Source organism: Sinobaca sp. H24 (assembly GCF_023845525.1).
In genome coordinates, this window is the sequence record NZ_JALBWT010000001.1 from 341,704 (window position 1) to 358,618 (window position 16,915).

The window sequence follows — 16,915 nt, forward strand, 5'->3', positions numbered from 1 at the left end:
TTGAGTGTACCACGAGTGCCTTTTTTCATTGTCTAGCTTAATTTTACAATCGGCGACATAAAGCGGGATAGTTAAAGTACACAAACTTCATTTTTGCGCTTTTTCTCTTTTATTACACAGATTCTATAAAAAGGAGGCGTCAGAAAAATGAAAGCTCTGGAAGGAAAAGTCGCCATGGTTGCCGGTGCGACACGTGGAGCCGGCCGCGGCATTGCCGTTATGCTTGGGGAAGCCGGGGCGACAGTCTACTGCAGCGGCCGGAGCACCCGCGGCGCTCCATCTGATTTAAACCGGCCGGAAACGATTGACGATACGGCAGAAATGGTCACCGCCTATGGCGGAAAAGGTATTCCAGTACGAACTGATCATACCGTTGTTTCCGAGGTAGAAGCTTTATTTGAACGAATAGACCGCGAACAGCAGGGCCAGCTTGATCTGGTCGTCAACGATATTTGGGGCGGAGAAAAATGGACGGAATGGAATATCCCTTTCTGGGAGCATAACCTTTCCAACGGCCTAATGATGCAGGAGCGAGCCGTGCACAGTCACATGATTACAAGCTACTATGCCGCCCGTCTCATGACCAAAAAGCACAGCGGCCTGATCGTGGAAATAACAGACGGTACCGATTACAGCTACCGCGGTAACCTCTACTATACGCTTGCCAAGTCTTCTATCATTAATCTTGTCACCTCGATGTCCGAAGAGCTGAGCCCTTATAATACAGCGGTCGTTTCTATTACTCCCGGCTTTCTCCGCTCAGAGGAAATGCTGGATTATTTCGGAGTGAGCGAGAGTAACTGGCAGGATGCTGTCGTTCAAGATTCACATTTTGCCCAGTCGGAAACGCCATTTTTCGTCGGACGGGCAGTAGCTTCGCTTGCCGCTGATCCAAAAGCTTTTTCGAAAACAGGAAGACATCTCTCCAGCTGGGGCCTGTCTGAAGAATACGGTTTTAAAGACATTGATGGCAGAAAACCTCATTGGGGCAACTATTACCAAACAATTAAGCATATGTATTAGCCCCCATGGAAACGGGGGCTGGGAATTATTCTGCTTCTCCTACAATAGTAAAACGTTCATTAACGTGCTGCGGATGTTCTATTTCGTCGAGAACAGCCACTGCGTAATCGGGATAGCTGATATAGCTGTCCCCTTTTTTATTTACAAGCAGGTGATCCTTTCCTGTTTCATAGGAACCTGTTTTCACACCATCTGCATCAAATACAGCAGGAGGACTTAGAAATGTCCATGTGATACCTTCTGCCTGTTCAAGCTGGGTTAACTGTTCTGCCATTCCGCCTGCCATTGGCTTATACGCATCCGGAAATTCCGGCGTATCAATCAGCCGCGTGGTTTTATCTTCATCTACAAACAAACTCGCAGCTCCTCCTACTACGAACAGTTTAGTATCCACTTTCTGAAGAGCCGGGATCAATACATTCGCTGCCTTCACATAAGGCTCTCCTTCAGCGGAACCAAAGGCATTAACGACTACTTCGTAAGGCTCCATATCCTCTGCCGTAATTTCAAATATATTCTTTTCCACTACAGATACTTCCGCTTTGTCTACTTTTGAAGCATCACGGACAATGGCCGTTACTTTATGTCCTCTTTTTAACGCTTCCTCCGTAATAAGCTTCCCTGCTTTACCGGTTGCTCCAATAATTCCAATGTTCATTTGTCATCCTCCTATTTGTAACTGATTCTGTTACATTGTGGTGGTAAAAAAATCTCTTTTTTAAGAAAAGAGATCGTTCATAATATTCTTCAGCGATAAATCGGCCAGTTCCCGCTCCATCGCCTCCTGGGCGTTGGTAAAAGCTGTATCGAGAGCACCCTGGATGTTCTTTCCTACCGGGCAGTCCGGGTTAGGGCTGGGGTGTACAGCAAATAATGCCTCTTCTTCCTTCTGCACCGCCTGATAAATGTCGAGCAGCGTGATTGCCTCCGGCTGCCTGGTTAGTGCGAATCCGCGGATGCCCGCCTGGGAGTCAAGGAGTCCTGCTTTTTTCAGCATGCTTCCTATTCTGCGAATAACAACCGGATTCGTATTTACACTGCCGGCAATGTATTCAGATGTGAGCTGTTCTCTCGGCACAGAGGCAGATAGAGCCAAAATATGGACCGCTACTGAAAATCGAGTATTAATCATTTATTCACCACCATTGTAACTATCTTAGTTACAATTACGCATATTGTCAACATTTTTGTTTCTTTATAAGAAAAAAAGGCGCCGGAAAGGCGCCTTCGAGTATTACCGTGTATTCATTTCACTTGGAAGCGGTCCTTTTCTTTCGCCGCGGTCCAGTTCGTTTAATTTCTGCATGTCTTCAGTATTCAACTCGAAGTCAAACACATCAAAGTTCTCTTCAATCCGGGATGGCGTAACGGATTTAGGAATAACGATAGAATGGTTGTCCAGGTGCCAGCGCAGAACGACCTGTGCCGGTGTTTTGCTGTGCTTCTTAGCGATGCTTTGCACAACCTCGTCCTTTAGAACATCTCCACCCTGCATCAGCGGACTCCATGCTTCTACGAAAATATCATGCTTGGCACAGAATTCCTTTACTTCTTTCTGTGCAAGGTATGGGTGGCATTCAATTTGATTGAGTACCGGCTTAACGTCACATTCGTCCAGCAGACGCTGCAGATGATCTACATCAAAATTGCAGACACCGATCGCTTTTACTTTTCCATCATTATATAGCTTTTCCATTGCTTTATACGTATCCACATAATCATCAAACTCCCGAGTCGGCCAATGGATTAAATAAAGGTCAACGTAGTCCATACCTAAGCGCTCCAGACTTTCGTCAAAAGCACGAATCGTATTATCGTACCCTTGATCCGCATTCCATACTTTCGTCGTTATAAATAAATCTTCGCGCTTAATACCGCTGTTTTTAATTCCCTGGCCTACGCCATTTTCATTTTTATAAATCATTGCTGTATCAATAGAGCGGTAGCCGGTCTGAATCGCTTTCTCTACTGCAGATGCTGCTTCATTGTCCTCCACCTGCCATACTCCAAATCCAAGCTGAGGCATTTTCAATCCGTTATTCAACGTTACGTGCTGCATTCTATCGCTCCTTTAATTATTATTTCGAATTCAGAAATAATTATACCATTCCTTTTTCAAAGGTGCTTACTTCGTGATTTCCAGAGGAATTTTCTTCTTTTTCGTTCGTTATAAGAAATTAATATAAATAAAATATCTCTCTGTATACACTGAAACAGAAGGGAATTGTCAATACTTTACCAAAAAAACACTGCTAACCTGTTGTGTTTTATAAAGAACGGGTCTATACTGTCGTTACGTTCGTTATAGCGATTGAAAAATAATTATTTAAAGAACAGGAGATTGAGAATGCCCGCTTGGTTTGAATCATCCAATCAATTTATTCAATGGTCGTCCCCATTTGTTTTCCTCGCTCCTTTTTTACTATCGTTATTCTGGATAGCAGGAGCTTTAATTTTTGCCTGGTACAGGGAGCGCAGGGAGCCGCTTGATTTAAATGAAATTGACTGGCCCCATGTCAATATCTTAGTACCCTGTTACAACGAAGAAGAAACCATAAGAGAAACGATACGTCTTCTTTACGAACTGCCATACCCATCTTTCGATATTATCGCAGTTAATGATGGAAGCAGTGACCATACGAGTGATGCCCTTCATGAACTTGTTGATCATTACCCGAACTTAAGAGTAATTGACTGCCTGGAAAATAAGGGGAAGGCAAATGCCCTTCATATGGCCGCTCACGCTTCCAATGCAGAATATCTTGTCTGTGTTGATAGTGACGCCATTCTGGATCCTTATGCAATTCACCATCTTGTCCGTCATTTCTTTCATAAAGGAGAAAGAGTCGGCGCCGTTACGGGGAATCCGAGAATCCGTAACCGTGACACCCTTCTCAGCCGTATGCAGCTGGTCGAATATGCGTCTATTATCGGCTCTATTAAAAGAACCCAGCGCGTTATCGGAAAAATCATGACCGTTTCCGGCGTTGTGGTCGCCTTCCGTAAAAAAGCACTGATAGATGTGAAGCTGTGGGACCGCGATATGATTACCGAAGATATAGCTGTCTCCTGGAAACTTCAGGCTAATTTCTGGGATATTCGTTTTGAGCCGCGCGCTTTATGCTGGATGCTTGTTCCCGAGACCGTTAAAGGAATATGGAACCAGCGGGTCCGCTGGGCCCAGGGCGGACAGGAAGTTATGTTCCGCTACTGGTATTTGATGTTCAGCTGGAAACACCGCAGGCTTTGGCCGATTTATATAGAGCAGTGTATCAGCACAGTCTGGTCCTTTGCCTGGGTAACCGTTACCTTCTATTTGATTATGTTCTCCAATTCGCCGCAGGATCTTCTGATCTGGCTGACCTTTACCTCATTTGCTCTCGTGCTTTTGTGTTTGATTCAACTGTTTGTTTCAATACGAATCGATTCGCAGTACGACCAGATTAAACGTTATTATTTCTGGGCTGCCTGGTATCCAATCTTCTATTGGTTTATCAATGCTTTTGTGGTTGTAGCCGCTATGCCAAAAACAATTAAATCCCGTCTTAAAGGAGGATATGCTACATGGAACAGCCCCGATCGTGGCCAGCGCAAAACCGATTCATAATACAGTCCCGTCAGTCTTATTTGACATCTTTTGTGTCTATTATTTTGACCCTTGTGCTGTGGGCCTACAGTGCCATGGTAGCCTGGTTCTTTATAAGCGCCGCCCTGTACATTAACGATCCTTATTCCCGATTGTTAAAAATCACTTTTAAAATAACAAATGGTGAAATACGGGTATTCATGCTGAGTACGATCGCGGCATTTGCCGTTATGGTCGCTCTGCTGTTGATCTGGAGAAAATATAATTACCATCGATTCGGCTCATTACGCAGAAGAAACTACCCGCCTGCTGCTACAACAAAAGATATGGCCGATCTCGATCTCATATCCAAAGAAGATATAGAAAAACTAAGAAGTTCACGCTATGTGACCTTTACGAAAAGCCCGGTGACGGAAATTCTTAAAGAGAGGAAGCGATCATGAGATTGAAAAAAGGAATGAGCATACTTCTGGTTATTGCGGTTATAGGAGGAATGGCTGCATTTCTTATCCCCCATTACCAGGCTGAAAGCGAAAAAATGACCGAGCTTAATGAGCCTTTAAATAATGAAGGCTGCCTTGGCCTGAACTATCACCGGATTAAAGACAGTAATGTGTTTAATCAAGGCGTCGAAACGATGACTAATTCTGATGAATTGACGACATATACGGTATACGCTGATGATTTCGAAGATCAGCTCGATAAGATGATCGAAGAGAATGCCACCTTCGTTACTCCGACGAACTTCGCGAGTATCAGGAACAGGGGGAGTTTCCTCCCAACTGCGTGTGGATTTCTTTTGATGATGCTGATGAAAGTATTGTAGATGAAGCTCTTCCTATACTTGAAGAACGAGATATACCATTTACTGTGTTTGTTATCTCCGGCCAGGTCGGCGAACAGGATTTTGAAAGTCAGCCGCTTGCTGACTGGGGCGATCTCAGAACCCTGCGCGACAGCGGACTGGCCACGATTGGCTCGCATACTCATGACCTGCACCGTCTGGCTGAAGAAAATCAGGATAAAGCCATTTTTCTAAAAGAAGAAAATAAAGATATGTTTGAGGAAGACCTTGCACGAAGTGTGGAAGTACTGGAATCCGAACTGGATATTGAAGTGACCGAATTTGCTTATCCATTTGGAGAAGCTCTGAGGCACTTGCGGACGTTTCCAGGGAGCAGGGCATGGAAGGCACGCATATTCTTGCGCCCCGGGTTATTATGCCCGATGAAGACCCGCATTGGACAAATCGTATTCTTTGAGCACGCCATTTTTTGAAGAAAATATTGTACCGTTTTGGAAGAAAATAATCCGGAAGCGTCCTAATCATACAAAAAAAGAAAGCAGCCGCCCTGCTTTCTTTTTCTTTACCATGGAAGCCATTTTTTTATAAAATGGCTTTTTCTTTTTTTCAGCAGGGATTTTCGACCCTCATAATCCAGCACGTCCCCGTCATCAGCTTTCCATACGCCTATACCGCCGTAGCCTCGGGACACGGCCGTCTGCTCGGCTCTTTCTATTGTAAGAGGAGACGAAAAGTAGCAGGCAGCCTCTTCTGTTTCCAAAAGCACTCTCCGTCTTTATATTCTTCAATATATGCTTTATGAAGAACAGCTTCGGCCACAGCTTCATGGGTGGTCACATATCTGCCTTGAAAAGAACCATCCTCCTGCTTTGTCCATATACGGCCAAACGCATTCACCCCAACCAGAATTTTTTCTCTGTCTTTTTTTCTGACCCATCGGTCTACGTAGTCATACACCTCTTGATGAAATCCATCAGGAGCATGCGGCTGGGGAGGTTCATCATCGACGCCCTCAGTGTAGGACATAATTTTCAAAGCATCGACCTGTTCTGCCAGAAATCGATAATCTGCCCAACCGGTCCATTCTTCTAAATCGTAGGAAGTGCCGGTCACAGCCGGAACGGTTTGATGAAGCAGCCTGCCCTTCTTATGAAGAACAGCGGCTAACTCCGATATAAACTCATTCATCACCTGACGGTCTCCGGGGTATACCCACTCCAGATTAATGGTTACTCCGTCCCAGCCGCCCTGCTCGCAGATCTCTGTGATTTGGGATATATATGCAGGTCGATGTTGAAGAACGCTGTGAGCAATGGCTCCATCCGGTTCGTCCAGTTCAAAGCTGAAATTGGAAAACACCAGCAGTATAGCAGCGCCATTGTCTTTAGCCCTCTGCTTATCTTTTTCGTTAATATCTCCAGGTTCAATGTGTCCGTCATGTTCGAAATAATACGTATCAAAAGCAGCATAGGCAAAGGGATGTCGTTTTAGTTCAGCTGTGCCGGCGGCATCGTATTCAATGGATATTTGCCTTGGAGGGGTTTGCTTTCTTTTCGGCTTTTGATAAGAAAGGCTGCCTGTGTAAACCTCCAGCTGGCGAAGAATCGAAGCATTGTCCCCATCTCCATATACCATAAATCTTGGTAAGGCATATCTATCATGACGCAGGCCGGGCTCTGCCGGCTCGGTTACAGGACGAATTCGTTCCGGATAGACGCCCCACCCCGCCTGTATGTCTTCTTTTTCCAGAATATCCCGAATAACAGAATGTACGGTTATGCCGGTTTCATCCACCTGAGGGTAATAGGCCCCGAATGGAAAACAGAAATGATCCGGCCTGAGCGGTTTTTTCTGTGATTTAGCCTCCATAAAGACAAAAGGAGACCCCTGCTCTCTAAACGTTAAGAAACCAGGGTTTCCAGAGGGGAGTCCTGTCGTTTCCAGCGTTACTATATATGTTTTTTCTTTTTCAAAAACATATGGTTTCAATGGAACTTCCTCTGTTTCTTCTATCCATCCAGGTACATAAGAAGCAGCCTCAAAACGACTCTTTTCTTCTGACGCCTGAATAAAAACGTTCATTCGAAAAGGATACCAGGCTCCGGCCGGGCTGTCCCAGTTAAATTGAATAAGCTCAGCCTTAAAATCAGAAGGTGCCTTATAGGAAAAGACCGTCCGGACCATATCTCCAGCTGCATCCGTACCCGCCATTTCTTTTTTCTCCGGATGCTTTTGTTCTATTTTTCCTTCATGCTCTATCCAATCTGCGTCAAGGTAAGCTTCTACTGCAGAAGTCCAGCGTTTCATATCTGCACGGATAAGCTGCTGATACATCTCTTCACTCATCAAAGAGCCGCGGCCGCTGGAGAGCATTCCTATGATTTTAACCGGCCAGGGAGCGCCGGCCGGAAAGTCCGCAGACACATCTGTACTGAAGGCAGCACTATCTTGTACTTCATTAAGCCTTGCATGCGCACGAAACGTCCCGGTGCCTTGATTATTGGTAATAAAGCGAATCGTTGTTTCTTCTCCCTCTTTCACTTTTACTTTTTCGTTAAAAGAAAATACGGTCCAGTCATTTTCCACCCAATCTGATGTAAAAAAGCCATTAAATACCGATGTTTCATTTATTTGTATCTCTATCTCTGCCTCGTAAGGCTCTCCAGCATGCCCGCAGGCAAACAAGGTAAGATCCTGCACGTCAGTAGTTTGTTCCGACTGAAAAGTGATCGAAGATTCAATAGGCCGGCTGGTTTCTGAATCCGTTCCGAACAAAGGAAATGCCAGCGAGTTTTCCAACAGGCTTCGTTCATATATTTTCGGCGCCTCTGTCTTTTCCGCCCAGATCTCGGCCCCATCATCGATCCACGGTGGACTTTCCAGAAAGGGAACGGACGCCGCATTTCCGTCTTCTTTATTTAATACGTAATGATGAAAATCATACGTATGATGCAGTATTTCGACCCGTCCGGTTTTTACGTAGGCTGCAAGCTGTTTCCATGATAAGTACCCTTTTTCCGGAACGCGCTTTCGCTGTCTCGAAGCAATAACTGCAATACCAAAGGGAATCGTTTCCTCTATAAGCCACTTCGCTGCCGGATCCATGCTTTCCAACGCATCATCAAAGTGAATCACAGCCGGTGGATCTCCGCCGGTTCGACCCTCGTACCACTCATTAAACTCTGAGGGGGAAACAAAGACATAGCCTTTATCCCGCAGCAGGTTACTTGTTGTTTTATATCTTCCATATAAGAAACCAGCTCATCTGTTTTGCTTTGATCCTCTGTCACGCCGTGATAGCATAAAATAACCGGATATTTGTTCATGGCGGGCCTTCTTTCGCTTTATATCGTGTTCTTCTTTTTTACCCATACGCTGACCGCTAAAAACATCAGGCCGGCCAGTATATGAGCAAGTGTCCAAAGTATATTGCCGGTATAAAATAAACGGCAGCTCCAAGCCCGAGGTTCCAAACGCCTAGCAGTATCCATATGACGACGAGAAAAATCTTAAATTTACTGTGCTTCATTTCATTTCCCCCTTTTCTTCACAGTTTCTGTTACGTATTTATGCACAATTAATGGTAAAATACTGGTATTCATTCTGGGAAAGAAGGAATACTTATGTTACGGATGCTGCTTTTCCCTTTGCTTTCTTTTATTCTTCTGATGTGTTTGACCGGAGCATATATAGTACTAGATCCTGACGAACATGTCTTTGTTTCACTGTTTTCCAGAGATGTGCTTTTAGTTCTGACAGGCGGAGCCCTTGTTCTTTTTTTATTTTCTATGCTTCCTGTCTTCACCATTCTTTATAAACAGCGCAGTAACTCAAAATCCAAGCAAAAGAGGTGAAAATAAATGGATTCCTTCATTATATATGTGATTTTAGGATTTATTTATTTCCTGGCTGCTCTTGCCGTCGTTATTTTCCTGCTCGGCAGCCAGCCCGTCGCAGCTCTTGTTATTCTCGCAGTGCTTGCCATCACCATTTACCCTGCAAAAAAAACGGTGGACGGCTGGAACAGACGCTGGCTCGACAAAAAACAGCGCTGATATAAACAAGCAAAGCAGGCTTCTGTCTGCTTTGCTTGTTTTGTTTCCACGTCATATTACCGGACACGGCTTAAACGCCGTCTCTGCGACAGCCTGTGCCCTTGAATGATAATAACCGTACAGACGCTGACTAACAGCACACCGATCGCTCCTGCAAGCCACAGACCTCCGGCTAAAGCAAGAATCGTAAACATCGCCGTCATCAGGACATACACAACAGCGGCACGCGGCTCCCAGTAGGCGGCACGGCTCAGCTTAAAGCCGGAGTGATGCCGAAGCACGAAAAACAAGAGCGCATGCATAAGAATACCTATAATAAACCAGCCCTGAAAATTAGAGAAAGGAATATCGTAATACCAGCCTCCTTCATTCCACAGCCAGTACTCCTGGAGTTTATAGTTAACCGGATCGAGTACAAAATCAATGCCGACTACCAGTATGCCTCCAATAAATATAAACCCCGGCGCCCGGCGCCACCGGCTTGCTGTTGGAAGCAGCCAATATATATATTTTACAATATTATGCGATGTTGCTACGATCGCCACCCATGCGGCTCCAATCGTTAGCGGCACGCCAAGAATCATGATACCGAAATCAGAATTATACTCATAGCTTCCGAAAAATAAATTGTACTGGACGCCTATCCCTTCCAATGTCATGGAAAAAAAGAAAATGATCAGCGCAAGCACAGTACCAAGTGCCGTTCCATAGGTTCGCGCCAGATAAACAGCACCGATCAGCCCGGCTCCCCATAAATAAACCGCATTGGCCCATTCCAGCCAGGATGGTACAAGATCAAGCAGAAGCAGAATGACTCCAATGCTGTACCAAATCAGAAAAAAACGAAACAACCAGTGATCCCAAGCAGTATTTCTCATCTAATACCCCGCTTTACCTATGTATTGTTCTTTCTCTAATATACAGAAGCGACCGTTATAAGAAAAGCAAAGCATCATTTTTGGCAGAAGAAAAAGCCCCTCCATAAAGGGAGGGACCTTCTTCTGATTATTTTACTGTAGACTGCGGATGATTATCTGCTACGATATCCAATTCAGCAGCTTTAGCGTTTGCTTCTACCTGCTCTGGATTTTTGCAGCCGGGAATAACGGTCGAAACAGCCGGATGCTTCAAACACCATGCCAGTGCCCACTGCGACATAGGAACACCCTCCGGAACTTCCGTGTTATAAAGAGTTTCTACCATTTCCAGTTTCCTGCTGGTTTCCTCTTTATCATGACGGTGACGGACATCGTTATCGGCAAATACAGCGCCGGGTTTATACTTACCGCTTAAATAACCACTTGCCATCGGCACACGGGCCATCACACCAAGGTCGTGCTCCTCACAGAGAGCAAACACTTCTTCTTCCGGTGTACGGTCGAGACGATTGTAAACAACCTGCATACTTCCCGCTCCAACGCTGGTCGCCTGCTTCGTCTGATACGTATTGTCATTCTTACTGATAGAAAGGCCGATATGACCTATCTTACCGGCCTGCACCTGCTTATCAAGCATGGTCCAAAGCGCATCATTATCAAATTCTTCGTCCGTGCCTGAGTGAAATTGATAAATATCAATATAATCGGTGCGCAGGGCTTTCAGGGAATCCTCCAGCTGCTTCTGCATATCTTCCGCATCATAATGGCGGCGCTCATATAAATCATGAAACTTATGACCAAACTTAGTAGCCAGCACCCAGCGGTCTCTATTGTTTTCAATAGCCGCTCCTATGAACTTCTCGGATAAATGATCCCCATAACATTCTGCTGTATCAATAAAGTTAATGCCTGTTTCTTCTGCCTTATCGAAAATGGCATCAACCTCTTTTTGCTTGTAATCAACGCCCCATTCTCCTCCAAACTGCCATGTGCCTAAACCAATAACGGATACATCCAAATTTGTTTTTCCTAATCTGCGGTACTTCATACTATTCGCTTCCTTTCTATGCTGAAAGTCTTTTCTATTATATCTTCCCATAAAAGCACGCATCCACACTTTTTCTTGTTCATACAGAAAATAAAAGAGACTGTCTCAAAAGGAAACATCAAAAACCCCAAATCAGCTTCAGTAGATAATTAGTATGTTCCAGACGGACGCGTTCGGCAGGCCATGCCTCAGCTAAAGAGGAAAAGAACACCCTGTTTATCTTCACCGATGGCTGGTCTGCTCGATTCGCCGTCTGGTTTTTCTTATATTTCCGTTCAGCATGTTAATAATCAACATCAGAATCATCTCAAAACACCTCGTACTTCTTTTACAAAAGAAGTACGAGATGTTTGTTCGTTTGTCTTCGCCTTATTGTGCTGCTGGCAGAATGAAGAAGATCAATCTGTAAAGTGAGTTTGGGACAGTCCCTTTTTAAGATAATCCAGGCAGAATACCAGACAGGGCCTGAAGCAGATACACCATTCCAAGCGCTGTAAGTCCAGCAATAAATCCTCCCACCGTCCATGCTTTCAATGTTTGTGGAATAGTTAATTTACCAAACTTATTTACGACCCAGAAACCGGAGTCATTAGGAAGAGAAAGACCAATTGCACCTGCACATATTGCAAGCCCCAGCAGGACAGGTGAAGCGCCCAGTTCTCCGGCAAGCGGTCCAAGAATACTTGATGTGGTGACAAGGGCGACCGTTGCAGAGCCCAAGGAGGCCCGGAGAATCTGCGAAAAAATGAAAGCTAATATAAAGACTGGAATACTCCAGCTTTGCATGACTACGATTAAATGATCTCCAATACCGCTTTGATTAATAACAGCGCCGAATGCGCCACCCGCTCCGGTTACCAGAATAATCAAACCGGCTGAGCTGATGGCATCTGAATAAAGCGTCTGACTTGAAGTAGAGATGTAAGGACGAAGCACTACTATAGCAACAAGAACACTAATAAATAATGCCACGTTTTTATCTCCAATAAAACCAATGATAGTAGAAAGAGTTCCCTCTCCAATCCAGAACTGCGATATAGTATTAACTAAAATTAAAAAGATAGGAAGAATAAGAAGAGCAAAGGATAAAGAAGTACTTATTTCTTTTCTTGTTCTGGCCGCTGCTTTTTCTGCTGTCGTCTCTTCTAAGTCTACGGCAGACTTTACATGTTTTCCAATAAACATTCCATATAAGTAACCCCCAACGATAGTAGCAGGAATCGCGCAGATAATACCATATAATATAAACAAACCAAGATCTGAATTAGTATTTTCCGCTACAACCAGGGGACCGGGTGTTGGAGCAATCATACTGTGGGAAACAATCAAACCAACTCCTAAAGCGGTTACAAAACTAACTATCGAAATACCGGTTTTCTTCGAAAGGCTTTTAATCAATCCGCTTAGAATAACGAAAGCGGCGTCAAAAAATACTGGAATAGAAACAGCAGTTCCCGTAAGAGCCAGTCCCATAGGAGATTTTTGAATACCAAATACTTTCAGCACAGCCTGTGCTATTTTTTCAATAGCACCTGATGCGGCCAGAAATTGGCCGAATATAACACCTAGACCAATTAATATACCAACCCCAATAAGCGTTTCTCCAAATCCTGTCGTAACAACACCGGGTACTTCGGCTGCAGGAATACCTACCGCGAGAGCGGTAGCAAATGCCACCCCTATCAGCGCGATAAAAGGTTCAAGCTTGAGTTTTAAAATTAGAAAAAACAGCGCGGCCAATGATAGGATAAATATAAGAATTAATAAATTGCCAGTTAACATTCTCTTTTCCTCCTCAGTTCTCCTCTAGCATCATTACAATCTGTTTCATCGTGTCTATCTCTCCTACATTGCCGGGAAACAAATATAAGGAATATGAGGAAACAGACTTTCTTCTTTTGTTTCCCACACGGGTATACCAGGAGCAATCTGACCTTTTACTATAGCTTTTCTCACTCCAAGGCCTTTCGTTCCAACATCACTTGAGGTGATGCCCCCTTTGGCTAAAATATAAGCAGGACTTGCTGCTGCATTTCTTACAATACTTGTAAGTGCATCTGAAATACGGACAGATTGCTGCAGCTCTTCTTCTTTTTTGCCTTCTCCCATATCAAGACGTTCTCTATTCGTATAAACCACAGTAGTTATTTCTTTTTTTAACCCTTCATCCACCTGATTCTGAACACTATCTACTTCTTTCTGAAAAGCTTCTGGTTCTACGATTAAATGGCTGTCAAAATGAATAAAGCGCAGATCTTCCAACTCCATTAACGCTTCCAGCTGCTGCGTTGTTTTTTTCACATGCGAACCAATAACAATTAAACCGCCTTTTCGACTGCCTGCTGGAAGAAGATCTTTTCTTTTAAGCAGTTCCTTATCAGAAATCCCTCCGAGTATCTTTGTAAACGTTGCAGCTGTTCGATAGAGGAATTTTTTATTCTGTTTCAAAGCACGCATCAGAGCCACCGTGAAAACCTTCACGTCTGCTTCCTCCACCGCATTTACGATTACTTTATTAAAATCGCTCACATGAAGCAGCTGTTCCGTTATTCTATCTATCTGCAGTCCGCGCAGCGAAGTAAGGCTTATATATGCGGCTTTTTCTTTCTTATAGCGTCCTTCTGTTTTTTCTTCCACCCATTCGCCGAGATGACTTGATGTAAAACCAAATGTGCGATCTTCAGCAAATTCTGTTTTTCCAGCCGGAACCAGATTTTCTCCCTGTTTCACATAATGAATATTATCAATCGTCAACCTTCCGCCCTGTTTAAAATATGGCAGAATGATCTCTCCGTCGATTTTTTCTGCTGTTTGTTTCTCCAGCGTATTTTTCAATACTTCTGTCTCCAGCGGGTAGTGCCCCCGCAGTGTCGAATCTCCCCGGCTGATAATAAGATAAGGAACCTGCTTCTGTGAGGCAACTCGCTCAATTCTTTCAGCAATCGTTTCGTGCAGCTTCTCGGTTTCTTTTGCACTCAGCGCACGGGAATTGGTCAGAACAAAGAAAATGCTGCTTTCTTCCTCGAACCCTTCTGCAATTATTTCTTCTGTCCAGTCTGTATAAACCGATACGTCGTGCACAGTCTGCACACCCGTCGGATCATCATCCAATACAATAGTTTGATGGAAAAAAGATGCTCTTTCTTTTTCCAAAAGCATATTTACCTTTTTCTCATCAATAGGTTCCAAAGCATTCAGCATACTGTGGTAGTTAAGTTCTTTCATTGCTGATCCTCCTTATGCTTCACTTCTGTGTGAGCCAGCTTTTCATAGTACTGTACGAGACCGCCATGATCATCTGCTGCTTTCCCGTCTGCTTTCATCGCATGAAACATTTCAAGTACTTGACTCGATAATGGGAGAGGTGTATCTAAAGCATGTGCAGTTTCCATCACATTGGTTAAATCCTTCATATTTATATCGATACGGCCTCCGGCAACAAAATCCCTATCCAGAATTTTAGGAACCTTTGCATCCAATACTGCACTTCCGGCAAGTCCTCCACGAATTGCCTGATACATTTTCTCTACATCAATACCTGCTTTAGAAGCCAATACCAGTCCTTCCGACATAGCTGCTATGTTGACGTTTACAATTATTTGATTAGCTAGCTTTGCTGTCGTACCGCATCCACTTTCTCCAACAAGAGTAATTTCTTCACCCATTCCTTTAAGAACTTCATACACCTGATGAAAAGTGTTTTCTTCGCCTCCTGCCATGATGGCAAGCGTGCCATCTATCGCTTTCGGTTCGCCTCCACTTACAGGTGCATCAATCATACTTATGTTTCGTTCCATTAATCTGGCGGCCAGACTCTTCGATACAATCGGAGAAATAGAGCTCATATCTATTACAACAGAACCAGCTTTAAGAGATTCCGAAGCCCCCTCCAGTCCAAAAAGAACACTCTCTACATGAGCTGCCTGTGGAAGCATTGTAATTAATACATCTTTTTCTTCCGCGGTCTCTTTCGGGGTACTGGCTGTCAGCGCTCCATGACCTGCAAGCTCCTGAACCGATGCTGTGTTTATATCAAACACCGTAACGCTGTATCCTTTTTTTAGTAAATTAAGTGCCATAGGCTTTCCCATAATTCCCAGTCCAATAAAACCAATATTCATTTTTCTGCCTCCTGTTTATAAAGCGTTTTCATTCATAAAGCGATTGTACACGCTTTCTTTAATTTTGTATACAAAATATTACAAATGTATACATTTTTCTATTCTTTCCATTCATGGAGGGAAGCTCTATACTAGTAGAAAGGCTTATTTATTATGTATGTTAAGGAGGCTCGACTGAAGGATTTGTATAGAATGCTTCGGGACCAACAACTATGATGGCTAAACAATCTACTCAACACGCTTATATAAAAGCTTATGAGATTATTAGAGATAAAATATTAAGTGGTGAAATTAAAGGCGGTACGAAGCTTATAGAAGAACGTCTGGCCGATGATATCGGAGTTAGTCGTACACCTATCCGAGAATCCATCCGGCGTTTAGAACAAGAAGGTCTTATTTCAAAAAAGAAAGTTATTCAGCCTACAGAAAGCGATTTACGCCATTCTTTTCAAGTCCGTATTCTTCTTGAAGGAGAAGCCGCCCGCTCTGCTGCCTCTTACATGAGTGAAAACCATTTAGAAGTTCTCAGCCAATGTGTAAAAATAGGAAAATCAGGTTCAAAAGAAGAAGTAATGGAAGCAAACAAACGATTTCATGATGTCATTATGCAGGCCAGCCGCAACCCTGTTATGATTGATATCATTGATCGGATGCAGTCCATCATTTATCTTTTTCGAAAAACCGTAGTGTACCATCAACGTCCTCTTCTTATCGAAGAACACGAGAAAATATATGACGCTATCCGCCGCCATGAGCCGGATGAAGCCGAACAACTGATGAAGATGCATCTTCAGGCAGACTTAGACTTCTCTCTTCATGTTTTTTAGAGCTGAAAAAACGTCCTGACACAATGTGTCAGGACGTTTTCTCTATACGATCGGATCTTTCTTTTACCTGTTCCAGGCGCGTCAGGATGATTCCCGGAGATACTTCCAATTCCTCGGCTTCCTGGAAACCGACGCTTTTATAGAGCGATAACGCGGGCTCATTTACGCTTCCGGTACAGACTGTGGCAAGGTCCCAGGAAGGCTGGCAAAGTACAAAATCAACGAGCTGTCTGCCGATACCTCTTCTAAAATAAGAAGGGGAAACGACGAGACGGCAGAGTTCCAGCATACCGTCTTTTAACTGATAGGAAACCAGCCCAATCACAGTACCGTCCCGTTCATAACCGTAAAAAGATTCTCCGCATGTTCTAAGAGCTGACTCGTTGTCGCGCATAGGAGGAATATCATCTGTATCCATCATATCTGCTTCAATTCGATAGGCTGTACGCTGCAGATCTAAAATACACTGAGCTGTATTAGAGTCTTCCAAATCTAATGGAATAATCATATATCCGTGCTCCTTGTCCGTTCGCGAAAGCCCTCTCCAGTGAAGAAGGCTTTCTGAGTAACCA

General features: G+C 44.0%; 18 protein-coding genes and 1 pseudogene. 7 read left to right on the forward strand and 12 right to left on the reverse strand.

Annotated features, from left to right (window positions below):
• Nucleotides 1–147 precede the first annotated feature (147 nt).
• Entirely contained in the window at nucleotides 148–1,023 is an 876-nt protein-coding gene (locus MMY81_RS01925; RefSeq protein WP_252311412.1) for an SDR family oxidoreductase, read from the forward strand.
• A 25-nt stretch (nucleotides 1,024–1,048) separates the two neighbouring features.
• On the opposite strand, the gene MMY81_RS01930 is transcribed toward MMY81_RS01925, so the two are convergent.
• The 3 genes from MMY81_RS01930 to MMY81_RS01940 all read right to left on the reverse strand — a co-directional run bounded on the left by MMY81_RS01930 (nucleotide 1,049) and on the right by MMY81_RS01940 (nucleotide 3,082).
• Complete coding sequence (locus MMY81_RS01930; RefSeq protein ID WP_252311413.1) at nucleotides 1,049–1,681, reverse strand: NAD(P)-dependent oxidoreductase; 633 nt, start codon at nucleotides 1,679–1,681, stop codon at nucleotides 1,049–1,051.
• A 60-nt stretch (nucleotides 1,682–1,741) separates the two neighbouring features.
• On the reverse strand, nucleotides 1,742–2,155 hold the full coding sequence (locus tag MMY81_RS01935; protein WP_252311414.1) for an Rrf2 family transcriptional regulator: 414 nt from the start codon (nucleotides 2,153–2,155) through the stop codon (nucleotides 1,742–1,744).
• Between the two features lie 102 nt (nucleotides 2,156–2,257).
• Nucleotides 2,258–3,082 (reverse strand): aldo/keto reductase, encoded by an 825-nt coding sequence (locus MMY81_RS01940; protein ID WP_252311415.1) that lies wholly within the window; start codon nucleotides 3,080–3,082, stop codon nucleotides 2,258–2,260.
• A gap of 288 nt (nucleotides 3,083–3,370) precedes the next feature.
• Between MMY81_RS01940 and pgaC the strand changes: the two genes are divergently transcribed.
• The 4 genes from pgaC to MMY81_RS01960 are packed head-to-tail and all read left to right on the forward strand — an operon-like array spanning nucleotide 3,371 to nucleotide 5,887.
• The gene (gene pgaC, locus MMY81_RS01945) at nucleotides 3,371–4,630 is read left to right on the forward strand and encodes a poly-beta-1,6-N-acetyl-D-glucosamine synthase (RefSeq protein WP_252311416.1); all 1,260 of its coding nucleotides are present in this window, start codon (nucleotides 3,371–3,373) and stop codon (nucleotides 4,628–4,630) included.
• Nucleotides 4,588–5,052 carry a poly-beta-1,6-N-acetyl-D-glucosamine biosynthesis protein PgaD gene (gene pgaD / locus MMY81_RS01950; RefSeq protein ID WP_252311417.1) on the forward strand — a complete coding sequence of 155 codons (465 nt, stop codon included), beginning with the start codon at nucleotides 4,588–4,590 and terminating at the stop codon, nucleotides 5,050–5,052. Before pgaC ends, pgaD begins: the two co-directional genes overlap by 43 nt.
• Complete coding sequence (locus MMY81_RS01955; RefSeq protein WP_252311418.1) at nucleotides 5,049–5,435, forward strand: polysaccharide deacetylase family protein; 387 nt, start codon at nucleotides 5,049–5,051, stop codon at nucleotides 5,433–5,435. The genes pgaD and MMY81_RS01955 overlap by 4 nt, the downstream gene beginning before the upstream one ends.
• Entirely contained in the window at nucleotides 5,396–5,887 is a 492-nt protein-coding gene (locus tag MMY81_RS01960) for a polysaccharide deacetylase family protein (RefSeq protein WP_252311419.1), read from the forward strand. The genes MMY81_RS01955 and MMY81_RS01960 overlap by 40 nt, the downstream gene beginning before the upstream one ends.
• Nucleotides 5,888–5,976: 89 nt before the next feature.
• Here the strand turns inward: MMY81_RS01960 and MMY81_RS01965 are convergent, their stop codons facing one another.
• From MMY81_RS01965 to MMY81_RS01975, 3 genes are read right to left on the reverse strand one after another with little or no spacing between them, the layout of a single operon-like run.
• Complete coding sequence (locus MMY81_RS01965) at nucleotides 5,977–6,174, reverse strand: hypothetical protein (protein ID WP_252311420.1); 198 nt, start codon at nucleotides 6,172–6,174, stop codon at nucleotides 5,977–5,979.
• A complete protein-coding gene (locus MMY81_RS33730) occupies nucleotides 6,126–8,549 on the reverse strand; it encodes a glycosyl hydrolase family 18 protein (protein ID WP_252311421.1) in 2,424 nt (807 codons plus the stop codon). Before MMY81_RS33730 ends, MMY81_RS01965 begins: the two co-directional genes overlap by 49 nt.
• Nucleotides 8,546–8,740 (reverse strand): hypothetical protein, encoded by a 195-nt coding sequence (locus tag MMY81_RS01975; RefSeq protein ID WP_252311422.1) that lies wholly within the window; start codon nucleotides 8,738–8,740, stop codon nucleotides 8,546–8,548. The genes MMY81_RS33730 and MMY81_RS01975 overlap by 4 nt, the downstream gene beginning before the upstream one ends.
• A 534-nt stretch (nucleotides 8,741–9,274) precedes the next feature.
• Between MMY81_RS01975 and MMY81_RS01980 the strand changes: the two genes are divergently transcribed.
• Nucleotides 9,275–9,469, forward strand: a complete 195-nt coding sequence (locus MMY81_RS01980) for a hypothetical protein (RefSeq protein ID WP_252311423.1) — start codon at nucleotides 9,275–9,277, stop codon at nucleotides 9,467–9,469.
• Between the two features lie 56 nt (nucleotides 9,470–9,525).
• On the opposite strand, the gene MMY81_RS01985 is transcribed toward MMY81_RS01980, so the two are convergent.
• The 5 genes and pseudogenes from MMY81_RS01985 to garR form a co-directional block, all read right to left on the reverse strand.
• Nucleotides 9,526–10,347, reverse strand: a complete 822-nt coding sequence (locus MMY81_RS01985) for a carotenoid biosynthesis protein (RefSeq protein WP_252311424.1) — start codon at nucleotides 10,345–10,347, stop codon at nucleotides 9,526–9,528.
• A gap of 127 nt (nucleotides 10,348–10,474) precedes the next feature.
• A complete protein-coding gene (locus MMY81_RS01990; RefSeq protein ID WP_252311425.1) occupies nucleotides 10,475–11,395 on the reverse strand; it encodes an aldo/keto reductase in 921 nt (306 codons plus the stop codon).
• Between the two features lie 432 nt (nucleotides 11,396–11,827).
• The gene (locus MMY81_RS01995; RefSeq protein ID WP_252311426.1) at nucleotides 11,828–13,177 is read right to left on the reverse strand and encodes a GntP family permease; all 1,350 of its coding nucleotides are present in this window, start codon (nucleotides 13,175–13,177) and stop codon (nucleotides 11,828–11,830) included.
• Nucleotides 13,178–13,190: 13 nt separating this feature from the next.
• Nucleotides 13,191–14,620: pseudogene (locus MMY81_RS02000) on the reverse strand (four-carbon acid sugar kinase family protein).
• Entirely contained in the window at nucleotides 14,617–15,516 is a 900-nt protein-coding gene (gene garR, locus MMY81_RS02005) for a 2-hydroxy-3-oxopropionate reductase (protein WP_252311427.1), read from the reverse strand. The pseudogene MMY81_RS02000 and the gene garR overlap by 4 nt, the downstream one beginning before the upstream one ends.
• A 215-nt stretch (nucleotides 15,517–15,731) precedes the next feature.
• Here garR and MMY81_RS02010 point away from each other — a divergent pair, with 215 nt between their 5' ends.
• Nucleotides 15,732–16,343, forward strand: a complete 612-nt coding sequence (locus MMY81_RS02010) for a GntR family transcriptional regulator (RefSeq protein WP_252311612.1) — start codon at nucleotides 15,732–15,734, stop codon at nucleotides 16,341–16,343.
• A 28-nt stretch (nucleotides 16,344–16,371) separates the two neighbouring features.
• Here MMY81_RS02010 and MMY81_RS02015 read toward each other — a convergent pair whose 3' ends face one another.
• Complete coding sequence (locus MMY81_RS02015) at nucleotides 16,372–16,851, reverse strand: GNAT family N-acetyltransferase (protein ID WP_252311428.1); 480 nt, start codon at nucleotides 16,849–16,851, stop codon at nucleotides 16,372–16,374.
• Between the last annotated feature and the right edge of the window lie 64 nt (nucleotides 16,852–16,915).